Source organism: Corallococcus sp. CA047B, from assembly GCF_003612065.1.
Classification (GTDB): Bacteria; Myxococcota; Myxococcia; order Myxococcales; family Myxococcaceae; genus Corallococcus; species Corallococcus praedator.
The window spans coordinates 1-13,806 of the sequence record NZ_RAWD01000066.1; the positions used below are offsets into that span (position 1 = coordinate 1).

A 13,806-nucleotide genomic window follows, 5' to 3' on the forward strand; every position below is an offset into this window, starting at 1 on the left:
GCGCGCGACAGCTCGTAGAGGGCCAGCTCCGTGGAGGGGATGTGGCCGGCCTTCGCGGCGCGGTCCAGCAGGAGCCAGACGCTGGCGAGCAGCGCGTGCTCGTGGCCCGCGTCATAGGCCGCCAGGGGCACGGGGGTGCCGGGCATCCACTTGGACCACAGCAGGGGGAACTCGTCCTCGTCGCGCGTCTGGAGCGTCTTGCGCGCCTTGTAGAAGGCGACGCCCAGGTTCAGGTACGTGCGGGCCGCGTCGCGCGTCGCTTCGTCGGTGATGGGCTTGTCGGGCAGCTCGCGCGTTTCGGCCAGGGCCTTCCAGAGCAGGGCGACCTCCTCCGGGGCGCGGGGGTCGCCATCCGCGCGCAGGGTGAGCTTGAAGGCGCGGTAGGGGAGGATGGCCACGGAGTCGCGCATGCGCTCCTCGATGTCCGCGCGCTCCTTCGCGGCGCGCTCGGCATCGGTCGCCCGGCAGCCTCCGCACGCGGTGGCGCCCACCAGGAGGAGGGCGGCGAGGCGGTGGAGCAACGAGCGGTTTCGCGGGGCACGGTCCTTCATGGCCGCGACGGTAGCACCGGGCCCCGGGGCGTCCCATCCGTCCCGGATGCGTTCCTCGGCGGGCTGCGATGTGCCAGAAGACCGTGACGAAGGCAGGATGGATGAGCGCACCCGACGAAGTGACTGGAGCCGTGTCCGCCGCGGAGACCCTGGGCCTGACGCGCCGGGGCCATCTTGGCGCGATGATGTCTGGCTTCCTGCTCGATGCACTGCTCGGTGAGGCCCGGGCCGCGCCGCCCTCCCGGCGTATCTCGCCGGGCCGCTGGGTGAGGTCTCGACCATGTGCTCGGAGCGCGACAACATCCACTGGTTCGTGCCCCAGGGCGGCCCGGCGACGACCTTCGATGTGATCATCTCGGGGCTGGACAAGAAGGAGCCGTCCTACCGCCTCGATGCCATCGACCCGCTCGGGGGGCGCCGCCTCTCCGAGAACCTTTCGTCAGGGTGGGCGCGGCCCTTCTGGCTTCAGCGACGGGGTGGAAGGGCAGGCGGGCCGTGTCTGACGCCGGCACCCGCGCGACCTGACACGGCCACGGCGAAGCCCGGCAGGGGCGAACGCGGGCGACGTGTCGGGTGTGCGAGTCCTTCCAGCAGGTGGACGCGGGCGCATGGGAACGCCTGACAAGACGCGGTCCGGAGGGCTTGCGTCGCGGGGCAGGGGGCCCGTAAGAGCCGCACCACCCCATGCCGACCCCTTCCGAACTCCTCCAGGCCGAGACGCGGCGCTACCTGCGCGGGTATCGCTCCGCGGCCCTGTGCGCGGGCATCACCCAGCGGGGCGAGCACCACGTACTGGGACTCAAGGGCAAGGGGACGCCTCCGCCCACGGATGCGGTGTTCTGCCTGGGCGCGCTCACGGAGGTCTTCACGGCGGCGCTCGCCGCGGTGTTGGTGGAAGGGCAGCGACTGCGGCTCGACACGCCGCTCTCGGAGCTGATTCCCCGGGCCCTGCTGGTGGATGACGTCGCGGGCCGCATCACCGTGGAGCAGCTCGCGACGCACACCTCCGGCCTGCCGCACCTGCCGCCCAACCTGCATGCGGCGCCGCAGAACCCGGAGGATCCGTTTGGACATTACTCAGCGGGCCTGTTCGGGGAGTTCCTGCGCGGCTACCACCCCGAGCGTCCGTCGCCGCGACCGCATGCCGAGTCCTTCCTGGGCATGGGCGTGCTGGGCCATGCGCTCTCCCGGCGCGCGGGGCTGAACTACGGACACGCGCTGCGGGACCTGCTCTTCAAGCCGCTGGGGATGGTCGACACCACGGCGAGGGTTTCCGACGAGCTGGCCCCCAGGCTCTTGTCCGGGCACACCGCGCGCGGCAAGCCCGTGCCGCCCTGGACGTTTCCCGCGCTCCCTGGCGCGGGTGCGCTGCACTCCACCGTGGGCGACCTGCTGCGCTTCCTGGACGCGAACCTGGGGCGGGGCGAGCCGTCCATCGTTCGCGCGCTGGCGATGACGCATGCGCCGCGCGTGGAGGCGGGGCCCGCGCGCATGGGATTGGGATGGACCCTCTCCCAGGTGCGTGGGCACGCCGTGGTGTGGCGCTCGTCGGTGATGGGCGGGTCCGTGGGCTTCCTGGGCTTCGCGCCGGACGCGGACGCGGGCGTGGTGCTGCTGTCGGACCACGGCTGGTCGCTGTTCGCCGCGTTGCGCGGGCGCGTGCCGCTGGAAGCGCCGGGGCTGGCGATGCTCTCCGGTCTGCTGCCCCGTCCCTGAAGTCAGGGGAGGTGAGCCGGGTGGACGGCCTCCGGGCATGACCGTGTCTGGAATCCCAGACACGGCGGTTGCCTGTGTGACGGAGGCCTGTCGGTTCGTCTCAGGGAATGCTGAAGCGGTAGATCTGCACGGCCCCGGAAGGCTCCATCTCGAAGTCACGCACGTTCTTGGGGGAGCCGCGCTCGGTGCGCTGGGCGAGCTTGAAGTCGCCGTTGCCGTTGCGGGTCTGGAAGCGGAACTCGTATTGGCCCGGCTCGGTGGGCAGCGTGAGCGTGGCCATCTTCGACACCGACAGGTTGACGAAGCCCGGCAGGGGTTCGCCGTCCGCGCGGCGCACGAAGCCGATGGCGCGCAGGAAGGGCGAGCCCCCGGTGAGGACGAGGTACTGGGGCTCGGCGGCGGGGCGCGCGGGCTTCGCCGCTTCGGGTGCGGACGGCGCTTCGGTCTCGCTCGGCTCCGAAGGGGGGGGACGCGCGGCGGTCTTGCCCGCGCGCTTCGCCTTGGTGGAGGAGGGCGCGGTCGTCGACTCCTCGGGGCTTGCCGAGGGAGCGGTGGCTTCGGAAGCGGCGGCGATGGGCGCGGCCTCCTCCGAAGGGGTCGGGGATTCAGCACCGGGTCGCAGCGTCTGCTCCTCGGTCGGAGCGGATGCGCTGTCTTCAGACGCGGCCTTGCGCTTCGTCGCGCGGGCCTTGGGGGATGGCGCCGGGGCCGCGGCCTGGGGCTCGGTGTGCTCCGACGCGGCTTCACCGGTGGTGGGCTCCGCGCTGCTCGCCGGTGATGCTTCGGTCGCGGTGGCCTCCGTGGCGCTCGCGGGAGGCGTGGAGGGCGGGGGCGTCTCCAGTGCGCTGGAAGAGGGCACGTCGGCCGTGGCCACGGGGCTCGGGGGCGGTGCCTCGTCGGTGGCGGGAGCCGCTCCGGTGATGCCCTTCTTCGTGGGGCGAGCACGGGTCGTCTCGGCCGGGACAGGCGTCGCGGCCTTCTCCTCCTCGCGCACCTGAAGGCCCTGAACGGTGATGTGTTCCGAAGTCGAATCGAGTGCCATCTCGGCCTGCTTCGCCTTCTTCGCCGCAAGCGTCTTCTCGGCCTGAACCACCGGCTTCGGCTTCGTGGGCTGCGCACGAGTCGCCTCCACCGCCTTCGCGGGAGACGCCTCGGCTGACGGCACCTTCAGCTTCGACTTCGCCACGGGCGCGTCAGCGGGCCGCTCACCTGGCTTGGAGGCAGGCGCCTTCGAGGACTTCGCGGCAGGCGCCTTCGAGGGTGCGCCCTGCACCGATGCCGCAGCGGGCGTCTTCGTGGTCGGTGCCGACTTCGCCACAGGTGCCTTCGCGGGCTGAGCCCCAGGCTTCGACTTCGCGGCAGGTGCTTTTACGGGGGGCGCTGGCAACTTCGACTTCGTGGCAGGTGCCTTCGTGGGCTGAGCCGCCAACTTCGACTTCGCCGCCGGTGCCTTCACGGGTTGCGCCGTCGGCTTCGACTTCGCGGCGGGTGCCTTCGTGGTCAGTGCCGACTTCGTCGCAGGCGCCTTCGCGGGTGCGCCCTGCTTCGACTTCGCCACAGGGGCCTTCGCCGCCGGCTTCGTCTTCGCGACCACGGCGCCCCCGCGCGCGGGCGCGCCCTTCTTCGCGGGAGCGGCCGTCTTCGCCGCGCCCTTCTTCACCGCGACGGGGGCCTTGCCGGTGGCGGCCCGGCCCACGGGCTTCGCGGCGGCCTTGCCAGATGCACTGCGGGCGGTGGACTTGCCAGGGGATGCGGAACTGGGGGTCGGACGGCGCTGGGCCATGGATTCCTCTTCGGAGGACCCGAGCGGTCGGCGCCGTCGCCCCTCCGTTCCCGGATGGCTAGTGCAGCCCGGGCCGCATCGCAAGGCGCACGTGAGGCGTTCACGTACCTCCTGTCTTCCGGCCACCGCCACGCCCCTCCGCAAGGGGGCGGAGGAAGCACCCCCGCCGCCGCTCCCTGGCTCAAGAACCCTCACCGGGGCCAGGCGGCTCGCAGGGCCCGCGCCCGCCTGGAAACCTTCGCGTCGGAGGGTGTCTCAGGGCCGGGGCGCCGGAGGGGGCTTCACGTCGGTGTTCTGCCCCGCGACGATGCGCCACCCCGTGTCGGTGCGCTTCATCACGTACCGCATCTGCGTGCGCAGCAGTCCCTCCTGGGTGTTCTGCACGCCCGGGGGCAGGCCCGTGTGGCCCGTCACCTCATGCACCGTGTCCACCACGGCGATGTCCGGGGTCGGGAACACGAGCCTGCGCACGGTCACCTCGGCGTGACTGGTCTTGAAGATGCTCGCGAAGATGGCCGCGTGGCGCGTCTCGATCTCCTCGCGGCCCTGGAACACGGTGCCCACGATGTTGACGAAGTCGGCGTCGTCCGCGAAGTCCTGCGTCCAGGCCTTCGCGTCGTGCGCGTTCCAGGCCTGGGTCTGCGCGCTCACCCTCTGGCGGATGTCCTGCTCGGCCCGGGCAGGGTCGACCGTCGCGCAGCCGGCGGACACGAATGACAGACTCAGGACCGCCAGGGCGGAAAGAATGGAAGAACGGGTCATGGCGGGCAGTCTGCCATGACCGGTCCTTCTCACGGCAACGGAGGCGCGGCCAGAAGACCGCGCCTCCCGGCGCGACTAGTCCAGCACGCCGACGGTCTCGGTGCGGTCCACGGCCTCGCCCTTGGTGGTGTAGCCGTTGTACCAGGACGTGTCGTTGGTGCCGGCCTTGTCCTGCTGGAGGTGGGCGTGGGGGCCGGTGGAGTTGCCGGTGGCGCCCTCGTTGCCGACCTGGCAGCGGTCGCACGTGCGGTCATAGGAGTCCGCCGTCTTGATGAAGTGCCACTGGCGGAACGTCCAGCCGCTGGCCCACACGTGCTTGGCCTCGTTCTGGGTACCGCTGCCAGTCCCGTTGCAGTAGACGCCCGAGGTGCGGACCGTCACGTTCCAGTAGACGGAGCCGACCACGCCGGTCTCCGCGCCCCAGTAGTTGCAACGGCCGCTGGAGATGTCCACGGCACCGTGGAAGCTGCCGCTCGAATAGTAGGTGGTGGCCGTCACCGTGCCGGGGAAGGGCGACTTCACCGTGTGGGCGCCAGCGATGAGGGGGAGGAGGGTCAGTGCCGCGAGGGACGCCTTCGTCATGTAACGCATCGGATGTTCCTTTCGGGCCGGACTCCCGGCCCTGGGGGGTGAGTGACCGCTACGGAGCCTGTTGCAGCCGCTGCTTCTCCCTCAGGAGCAGCTCCCACTCCTGAAGACCCGTGCCGAGCGCGCGAATCCACGCGTCGATTTCCGGTGCCATGCCCGGGTCGATGCCCCGGAGCCGTTGCAGCTCCGGCACCGCGCCCGCGAAACCCAGCTGGGCAATGCTCTGCACCAGCGCCTTGCGCACGCCCGCGTCCCGCTCGCCCCGGTACATGGACACCAGGGACTCGCGCGCCTGCCCCATCTGATCCGCCGGGACGCCGCCCAGCGCGAGCGCCGCCGACTGGCGCACCTCCGCGGAGTCGCTGCGCAGGAGGCCCTGGAGCCTGCCCGCCGCTTCCGCGCCCAGCTTCTCCGTGTTGAGGGTGCCCAGAATCTTCGCCGTCGCCTTGGGGTCGCGGGACGCCGCCGCCGCCGCCACCGCCGTGTCCGTCGCGGAGCCGAGCTGTCCCGCGTAGACGAACTGGTTGTCCTCCGAGAGGTTCGTCGCGGCCTCCATGCGCACCTCCGGCGACGCATCCCGCATCAGGCGCTCGTACAGGTCGCCCGTCTTCTCCAGCGCGCCGGTGCGCCGCATGGCGCGGACGGTGGCGGAGCGCACGGCCGGGTCGCGGTCCTCCAGCGCCCGCTTCGCCACGACCTGCATCGCGCCCACGTCCGCTTCCCGCTCGCTGCGGGCGACGAGCGCGGCCGCCAGGTGCTCCGCCATCGTCGGGTCCGTCTCCCGCTCGAACGCGGCCTGGAGCTCCGCGCCGGGCAGGGTGACGGCCGCTTCACGCAGGAGCTTGCGCAGGTAGCGCTGGTAGGCGGGGGACTTGGACGTGAGCCCTCGGCGGATCTGATCCATCAGGCCCGGCACCGAACAGGTCTCTCCCTCCAGCGCCGGAGGGGTGGACGCGGCCTGCGCGAAAGTTGTCAGGGGAAGCAGGGGGCCCAGCGCGAACGCCAGCCATCCCAGGGTGCTCATGCGGAAGGAAGACATGCGTGTCATTGGCGTTCCCGGAGACTCAGTCGTGGTGTTCCATGCACGCGAAGGGGTCCTGGTTGGGCAGGCTGTTCCACAGCCGCATGAAGTCCAGGACGCCGCTGGCATAGAGCTGCTCGAAGATGCGGTATTGCTCCTGGAAGCGCGGGTCGATGGCGGCCATCTTCGCCATCACCGGCAGCGCGTCCTTGCCCGCCACGCGCGCGGAGAAACGGAACAAGGCCCATCTGACGCACACGGAGGGCTCCGTCGGGAACGTCCGGGCGAACAGCGCCAGCACCTGCTCCTTGTCCTGGGACAGCGACAGGTTGTGCGCCGCCGCGTCCCGGCCGTCGTCGTTGCCCTCGCTGGTGAGGATGCGCGTGAAGCGCTCGGTGGAGGCCGCGTCCAGCACCGGCGCCGTGTGCATGGGCGTGGACTGCGCCAGGTAGCGGATGTCCTCGTCGGGGGAGTCCGTGGCGATGGTGAGCAGCCGGTCCAGATAGGGCGAGGCGTTGCCCGTCCGCGCGAAGTCCTTCTTCATCACGCGCGCGACCGTACGGGTGGCGGCCCAGCCGGCTTCCGCGGAGGCCGGATCCCTGGCGAACTCCGCCAGCTGGTCCAGGGCCGCCGGCTCCAGGCGCTTCTGCGTGTCCAGCGCGGAGAGCATGCCCGCGCGCCGCCCCGTCTCCAGCGTGGGGTCCAGGCCCGCGGCCATCAGCTGCGCGGCCACCTGCGGCTGCTGCACGGCCTCCGAGTCCCGCAGGGCCGACAGGTACACCTGGAACTCCTTGCCCTTGGCGTCGCGCGCCCACCCCACCACCTCCCGGGCGTGCCCCGCGTCATTGCCGATGAGCTCCGTCAGGCGCTCCTTCAGGTAGTCGCGGACGACGGCGTCCCGCGAGGCCAGCAGCGGCGCGGCCCAGTCGCGGAAGGTCGCCACCGTCACCTGGTCGTTGAAGCGCTCCAGGTCCCGCCAGCACGTCCCGGATTCGAACCGGCGGGGCGCCGCATCCGCCTCCATCCCCTCCGTGGTGTCACCGCGCGCGCGACCCGAACCGCCCCGCGAGGCCGAGCCCTTGTGGGAGCCTTCCGTCGCGGCCACCGGCTTGGGACCGCCGGCCTCATCCCCTGAACCCCGGGAGAGCAGCGCCGCTCCGCCCAACAGGGCGACCAGTCCGAGTCCCGCCGCGAGCAGGGGCCTGCGCCAGCGCGGTGGGCCTTCTCCGGGAGACGCGGAGGGACGGGAGGAGTCTGGGGGCATGGCGGACCGGCCGGGGAGAAAGGGTCTATTTCCATTTAGACCTGGAATTCTCCGGCAGACCAGTACAAACCGACCAGAATGTATCTTTTTTTGAGATTACGAAAATGTGCCGCGGTGCGGTGGAGAGGGTCCCGGGCTCAGGGGTCCCAGCGCACGCGGTAGGAGCAGGCGTGACCGTCGAAGTCGAAGGGTTCGACGCGCGGGTGTTTCGCGCCGGCGCGGGTGAGGCCCGCTTCGATGATGCCCATCAGGTAGCCCGGGTTGCCGTTGCACTCGCTGACCTTGATGGTGTGGTTCGCGCGGCCGTGGGTGATGAGCTCGGTCTTCAGGTAGTTGTTCACGGTGGCGAAGCTCTCCTGCATGCGGGAGAGGACGCGGTCGGGACCGAAGATGGGCCACAGGGACACGAGCGCCTTGCCCAGCAGGGTGTGCTCCATGCCGGTGATGATGCCCACGCCGAGCTGCCGGTAGCCCTCCTGCGCGTCCACGTCCGGGTAGAGGTGGCGCGCGGTGATGCCCAGCGCTTCCGCGAAGACGCGGCGGGGCGTGTGGTGCGGAATCTTCACGTCCAGGTCCAGGCCGATGGCGCGCAGCTGGTCCTTGAGCTCCGGCGTGAGGCGCTTGCCCACGGAGCGCAGGAAGAGCCCCTCGATGGCATGGCGGTAGACGATCTCTTCGCTCAACGCGGCACCCTTCCCACGCTTCCGTTGCTGGAAGCCCGCGAGCATCCCTGGATTGGCCCTGCAATGCACTCGCGCGCGCGGTGCGTGCTGTCTTTGGAGCGGCGCCTGACGGAATTCGTCCAGGGTGTTTGACCCGTTTTACCGGGTCTCGTCCTCCCTCCCTGCGCACCCCCTCCTGGGAGGCTTCACCCCATGCATCCCCATTCCCCCTCGCGCGCGGCCCGTTCCGCGCGGATGGCCACCGCCGCGCTGCTCCTGATGCTGTTCCCCGCCCTGGCCGCCGCGGCGGACCGGGGGGCCTGGGCTCCGGGCGTCTCGTACGTCGTAGGCGACATCGCGTCCTATGGCGGCAAGGGCTACGACTGCCGGCAGTCACACACGTCCCTGGTGGGCTGGGAGCCGCCCAACGTGCTCGCCCTGTGGCTGGAGCGCACCGGCACTCCACCCGCGGACACGCAGGCCCCCACCGCGCCCACGGGCCTGGGCTCTCCCTCCAAGACGTTCGACAGCGTGTCGCTGACGTGGGGCGCTTCGTCCGACAACGTGGGCGTCACCGGCTACGAAGTCTTCGTCAACGGCGGCGCGGCCGCCTCGGCCACCAGCGCTTCCGCGAGCGCCACCGTGTCGGGCCTGGCGGCGAACACCACGTACACCTTCACCGTGAAGGCGCGCGACGCGGCGGGCAACCGTTCTGCGGCGAGCGCGGCGTTCAGCACCACCACGCCCACGCGGCCCCTGCCCGACACGCAGGCGCCTACCGCGCCCGGCTCCCTGCGCTCCACCGGCGTGACGTCCAGCAGCGTCGCCCTGGCGTTCAACGCGTCGTCCGACAACGTGGCCGTCACCGGCTATGAAATCTTCGTCAATGGCGCCACGACGCCCGCGACCACCAGCACCACGCTCGGCGCCACCGTGACGGGCCTCGCGGCCAACACCACCTACACGTTCACGGCGAAGGCGCGCGACGCGGCCGGCAATCGCTCCTCCGCCAGCAACAGCATCGCCGCCACGACGAACAACACCGCGCCCGTGGGCAGCAAGGTGCTGGTCGGCTACTGGCACAACTTCGACAACGGCTCCACCAACATCCGGCTGCGCGACATCTCCTCCAAGTTCAATGTCATCCAGGTCGCCTTCGCGGAGCCGGTGACGGGCGCGGGCTCCGGCACCATGGGCTTCACGCCGTACAACGCCACGGTCGCGGAGTTCAAGTCAGACATCGCCGCCCTCAAGGCGCAGGGCCGCAAGGTGCTCATCTCCCTGGGGGGCGCGAACGGCACCATCCACCTGGACGACGCGGCGGCGAAGCAGAACTTCGTCACCAGCATGCAGGGGCTCATCAACACGTATGGCTTTGACGGCCTGGACCTGGACCTGGAGGGCGCGTCCCTGGCGCTCAACGGCGGGGACACCGACTTCCGCAACCCCACCACGCCCCGCATCCAGAACCTCATCGCCGGCACCCGCCAACTGCTCAACGACAACGGCGCGGGCTTCCTGCTCACCATGGCGCCGGAGACCGCCTACGTGCAGGGCGGCTACGCGGCCTACGGCGGCCCGTGGGGCGCCTACCTGCCCGTCATCCACGCGCTGCGCGACCGGCTGACGTACCTGCACGTGCAGCACTACAACACCGGCACGGTGACGGCGCTGGACGGCCGCGCCTACGCGCAGGGCACGCCGGACTTCCACGTGGCCATGGCGGAGATGCTGCTCCAGGGCTTCCCCGTCGGTGGCAACGCGAGCGCTGTCTTCCCGGCGCTCCAGCCCTCGCAGGTCGTCATCGGCCTGCCGTCCTCACCGCAGGCCGCGGGCGGTGGCTACACGACGACCGCCAACGTGCAGAAGGCGTTGGACTACCTGATGAAGGGCCAGTCCTTCGGCGGCACCTACGTGCTGCGCCAGGCGGGCGGCTACCCGGGCTTCAAGGGGCTGATGACCTGGTCCATCAACTGGGACAAGTTCACCCACTTCGAGTTCTCCAACAGCCACCGCGCCTACCTGGACACGTATCAGTAGGCCGTGATGCAGCCCGCCCACCGGGTGCATGCCGGTGGGCGGGAGGCACGACGTCGGAGGCGCCCGGCGTCACTCCTGCTGCACGGCCGGCCCCGGTGGGCAGGTGAAGGTGGCCGGAACGGACCACAGCTGGCGCAGCCCGGTGTCATCAACGGCGGTGAAGAAGATGCGATTGCCCACGCGGGTGAACGAATCCGGCACGTAGACGCTCGCCAGTCTTCCGGTCGTCGCCACGCTGCCCCGCGTGAAATAGGGGAGGATGGACCCGGACCCCGCCGCGTTCGCGCCGAACAGGACCTGACCCGTGCCGGTGGCGAACACGGGCGACCAGTACTCGTCTCCCAGCGAGAGCGTGTCGTAGAGCTTGCGCGTCCCCGCGGCGGTTCCATTTGTCGCCCACAGCGACACGTTCACGGGCGAGGGGCCGGCGCTGCCGATGGCCATGGAGAAGTAGAGGTCACCTCCAGAGACGGTCGTGTTCTGCACGTAGGGGTACGCGTCCTCACCGGCGCCGTAGGGGTTGGGCAGGGTGGTGATGCCCGTCTTGCCCCCGCCGTTCAACGAGAGGCGGTCGATGCGCAGCCGCTTCGTCGTCGGATTGTCCAGGGAGTGCAGGTAGACAGACGAACCCAGCGTCCCGATGAGGCCCACGTACCTGCCGAACGAGTCCAGACGGAAGGTCCCCGTCTCGGTGCCATTCGTCCTCCACACCTCGTAGTTGGGGCCGTCCCGCAGGATGAACACCCCGGGGTCTCCCGTGCGGTTCACCTGCGCGATGTCGACGGGGCCCGAGTCCAGTCTCTTGATGGCTGTGGTCCCGGCCAGCGTGCCATCGGTGCGCCACAGGGTGGTGCCCGTGCTCTGGCCGAAGGAGAAGAGCAACGCATTGCCCACCTTCAAGGTGTCGTAGTCGAGTCCGGAGAACGCGCTGAAGTTGCGCACCCGCAGCGTGCCGGCCGCCGTCCCGTCCGAGCGCCACAACTCCGGCAGCGCCTCTCCTCCCGGCACCGGCACGTAGCGGAAGAAGACCAGCCGGCCATTGATGTCGGTGGGACTGTATATCCAGGAGCGCTCGGGCCCCGGCGTGATGTCCTCGACCAGCCGGGTCCCGGCCTCCGTCCCATCGCTGACCCAGAGCTCGTTCCCGGTGGCCGTGCTGGAAATCTGGAAGAAGAGCCGGTTGCCCACCGCGACCAGGTCCGTCGGTTGGGAAAAGCCTTCGGGGACCGACGGAAACACCTTCACCGGGGAGGTGCCCGCCTCCGTACCATCGCTGCGCCACAAGATGGCGTCGCTGCCAAAGGTGGAGGTGACGAAGTAGAGCGTCCCCTGGACGTTGGTGAGCTCTCCCATGAAGCCCCCCAGGCCCGGGGTCATGATGTCCCTCACCCGAGACGCCACCCCTTCGGGGCACGCCTGCGCGGTCACCTGGCGGGAGTCTTCCTTCACGGTGGTCGCGGGTGCGGCCTCCGCCAACGGAAGCACGAACTCCCCTGACACTTCTTCACCCGGCGAACCGCCACACCCCATCCCCGCCAATCCCAACCACAGCAGGGAACCCCAATTCATTACACGCATGTCCTCTCCTTCCGGCCCGATGCGGCCAGAGGGTGGGGTGCAAGGCCTTGCTGTCCAAGGGGGACCCGGAGGAGGTGGGAGTGTTTTCAGCTCTTTCCTGGTTTTTCCTCCGGGAGCGGACGGCGCGCCCGTCACTCAATCGTGGAGTTCGTCACCTCGATGGGCGTGTCCGAGTGATTCGATATCTGGGGATACGTCGCGTACCAGGAGCCACCCGTGTTGTTCTGGATGACGGAGCGGTCGATGCGGATGTCGCCCGAGTGGTCGTTGCTCACGAAGAAGATGGCGCTGCCGTGGGCGTTGACCTCGTTGTGTTCGATTCGCGTGCCGCAGAGGGACAGCGTCATCGTGTTGCCGTCGTTGTAGATGGCGCCGCCGCTGCCCCCGCCCGGGGTGCCCGGACCGGCGGGGTTCGCGCCGTTGCCGATGGCCCGGTTGTGGGAGAAGAGGCTGTTGATGACGGTCCACGACACGCCGATGCTGCTGATGCCGCCGCCGTTGGAGCAGACCCCGCCGTAGCCCTGCTTGCCGCCGAAGGTCGTGTTCACCACGTAGACGGGCCGCCCCTCGTACTGGCTGAACACCCGGAGGGCGCCGCCCCCGACGTCGGGCCCGACGTCCGCGCACGCGTTGTTGAAGAAGCGGGAGTTGATGACCTTCACCCGCCCCCCGCGCACCCAGACCGCCCCGCCTCCGTCGAACTCCGTCTCGCTCTTGGAGCTGGCGTCCACGAACGTGAGGTTCTGGAGCGTCAGCCGGGGGTGGTCCTGGTTCTGGCAGTGGGAGGTCGTCCACACCTGCTTCTGGTCGCAGGTGTTCATGTACAGGATGCGGTGCTTGCCCGCGCCGCTGAGCGTCACCAGGCCCTTGCCGTCGATGACGATGTCCGGCCCCTTGTCGTTGAAGACCTTGGCTGTCCTGTCGAGCGTGAGAGTGATTGGCTCTGGTCCGCAGTCGAAGGTGATGACGCCGCCCTTGGCCACGGCCTCGATGAAGGCCGCGCTGGTGCAGCTCGCCGGCGTTCCCGTTCCCACGACCGTGGTGGGCTTGGAGACGTCCGCGAGGCCCGCCTCGGCGGGCACGCTGCACGTGGCCTCCGCGTTCGGATTGCCGGCGGGTGGGCCGTCCTTGGGGTTGGTCAGCGGGTTGGGCACGTCCACGCCCGGCCCTTCATCGTCCGAACAGCCCGCCGCGCAGGCGAGCGCGAGCCCCACGACCAGCGAGCGCGCCGTGGTCGCGGGCCGCCCATGAAATCGCTTCGAGTTCATCCATCCTCCGGGAGGACGGCAGTCTAGGGCGGCGCCGCGCCCGAGACGAGCGGGCGTGTCCCGGGCGCCTTCACCGTGGCGAGGGCCCTCCCGCCTGAGCTGCTTCGGGTGAGGCCCTGGCCCTCAACACATCACTGCATCGACAGCGCCCAGGTGTAGTTGCCGCTCGACCCGAGGCCGGTCAGGGTCGCCTTGCAGGTCGCGAACGTGCTGCCATTGGAGGTGGCCGTGCCGTTCGGCGTCCAGGACGCGGGGGTGCCCAGGAACGGGTCCGGCGGGGTGTAGATGGAGCTCAGGTTGAAGGTGCAGGTCTTGGTCCCGCTCGCGTATCGAAATGCGACGGCCGTCGACGTGCCGCAGTCGAGCTGGTGCGAGACCGAGGTCGAGTTGGCCGCGACCGTGCCGAGGCTCGGGATGATCGTCGTGCACGTGTTCGTGAACGTATTGATGATGCTGCTGGTGGTGATCTTGTTCTGGATGGTGAAGGTGATGGTCGCCGCCTGCGCGGAACCCATGCCCAGGACAGCCACCGAAAGCGAGGCAAACAGCGTGGAACTCTTCATGAACAACCCC

Annotated in this window: 11 protein-coding genes and 1 pseudogene; 2 read left to right on the forward strand and 10 right to left on the reverse strand. The window is 70.0% G+C overall.

Features of this window, described 5'->3' with window-relative positions:
* Window positions 1-551, reverse strand: a pseudogene (locus D7X74_RS13250) (hypothetical protein); the annotation flags it as partial.
* 684 nt (window positions 552-1,235) lie between these two features.
* Here D7X74_RS13250 and D7X74_RS13260 point away from each other — a divergent pair.
* The gene (locus D7X74_RS13260; RefSeq protein WP_120533311.1) at window positions 1,236-2,267 is read left to right on the forward strand and encodes a serine hydrolase; all 1,032 of its coding nucleotides are present in this window, start codon (window positions 1,236-1,238) and stop codon (window positions 2,265-2,267) included.
* A 100-nt stretch (window positions 2,268-2,367) separates the two neighbouring features.
* Here D7X74_RS13260 and D7X74_RS13265 read toward each other — a convergent pair whose 3' ends face one another.
* The 6 genes from D7X74_RS13265 to D7X74_RS13290 form a co-directional block, all read right to left on the reverse strand.
* Window positions 2,368-4,050, reverse strand: a complete 1,683-nt coding sequence (locus D7X74_RS13265; RefSeq protein ID WP_120533312.1) for a hypothetical protein — start codon at window positions 4,048-4,050, stop codon at window positions 2,368-2,370.
* 255 nt (window positions 4,051-4,305) lie between these two features.
* Entirely contained in the window at window positions 4,306-4,812 is a 507-nt protein-coding gene (locus tag D7X74_RS13270) for an SgcJ/EcaC family oxidoreductase (protein ID WP_120533313.1), read from the reverse strand.
* Window positions 4,813-4,887: 75 nt separating this feature from the next.
* Entirely contained in the window at window positions 4,888-5,403 is a 516-nt protein-coding gene (locus D7X74_RS13275; protein ID WP_120533314.1) for a hypothetical protein, read from the reverse strand.
* A 49-nt stretch (window positions 5,404-5,452) separates the two neighbouring features.
* On the reverse strand, window positions 5,453-6,424 hold the full coding sequence (locus D7X74_RS13280; RefSeq protein WP_233602082.1) for a HEAT repeat domain-containing protein: 972 nt from the start codon (window positions 6,422-6,424) through the stop codon (window positions 5,453-5,455).
* Window positions 6,425-6,464: 40 nt separating this feature from the next.
* Window positions 6,465-7,685 carry a hypothetical protein gene (locus tag D7X74_RS13285; protein WP_120533316.1) on the reverse strand — a complete coding sequence of 407 codons (1,221 nt, stop codon included), beginning with the start codon at window positions 7,683-7,685 and terminating at the stop codon, window positions 6,465-6,467.
* Window positions 7,686-7,822: 137 nt separating this feature from the next.
* Complete coding sequence (locus D7X74_RS13290) at window positions 7,823-8,368, reverse strand: DUF2378 family protein (protein ID WP_233602083.1); 546 nt, start codon at window positions 8,366-8,368, stop codon at window positions 7,823-7,825.
* A 192-nt stretch (window positions 8,369-8,560) separates the two neighbouring features.
* Between D7X74_RS13290 and D7X74_RS13295 the strand changes: the two genes are divergently transcribed.
* On the forward strand, window positions 8,561-10,387 hold the full coding sequence (locus tag D7X74_RS13295) for a fibronectin type III domain-containing protein (protein ID WP_120533318.1): 1,827 nt from the start codon (window positions 8,561-8,563) through the stop codon (window positions 10,385-10,387).
* Between the two features lie 69 nt (window positions 10,388-10,456).
* Here D7X74_RS13295 and D7X74_RS13300 read toward each other — a convergent pair whose 3' ends face one another.
* From D7X74_RS13300 to D7X74_RS13310, 3 genes are all read right to left on the reverse strand, one after another.
* Window positions 10,457-11,965 carry a hypothetical protein gene (locus D7X74_RS13300; RefSeq protein ID WP_120533319.1) on the reverse strand — a complete coding sequence of 503 codons (1,509 nt, stop codon included), beginning with the start codon at window positions 11,963-11,965 and terminating at the stop codon, window positions 10,457-10,459.
* A 131-nt stretch (window positions 11,966-12,096) separates the two neighbouring features.
* Window positions 12,097-13,233 (reverse strand): hypothetical protein, encoded by a 1,137-nt coding sequence (locus D7X74_RS13305; RefSeq protein WP_120533320.1) that lies wholly within the window; start codon window positions 13,231-13,233, stop codon window positions 12,097-12,099.
* A gap of 131 nt (window positions 13,234-13,364) precedes the next feature.
* Window positions 13,365-13,796: a hypothetical protein gene (locus D7X74_RS13310; RefSeq protein ID WP_120533321.1), complete on the reverse strand. Its 432-nt coding sequence runs from the start codon at window positions 13,794-13,796 to the stop codon at window positions 13,365-13,367.
* Between the last annotated feature and the right edge of the window lie 10 nt (window positions 13,797-13,806).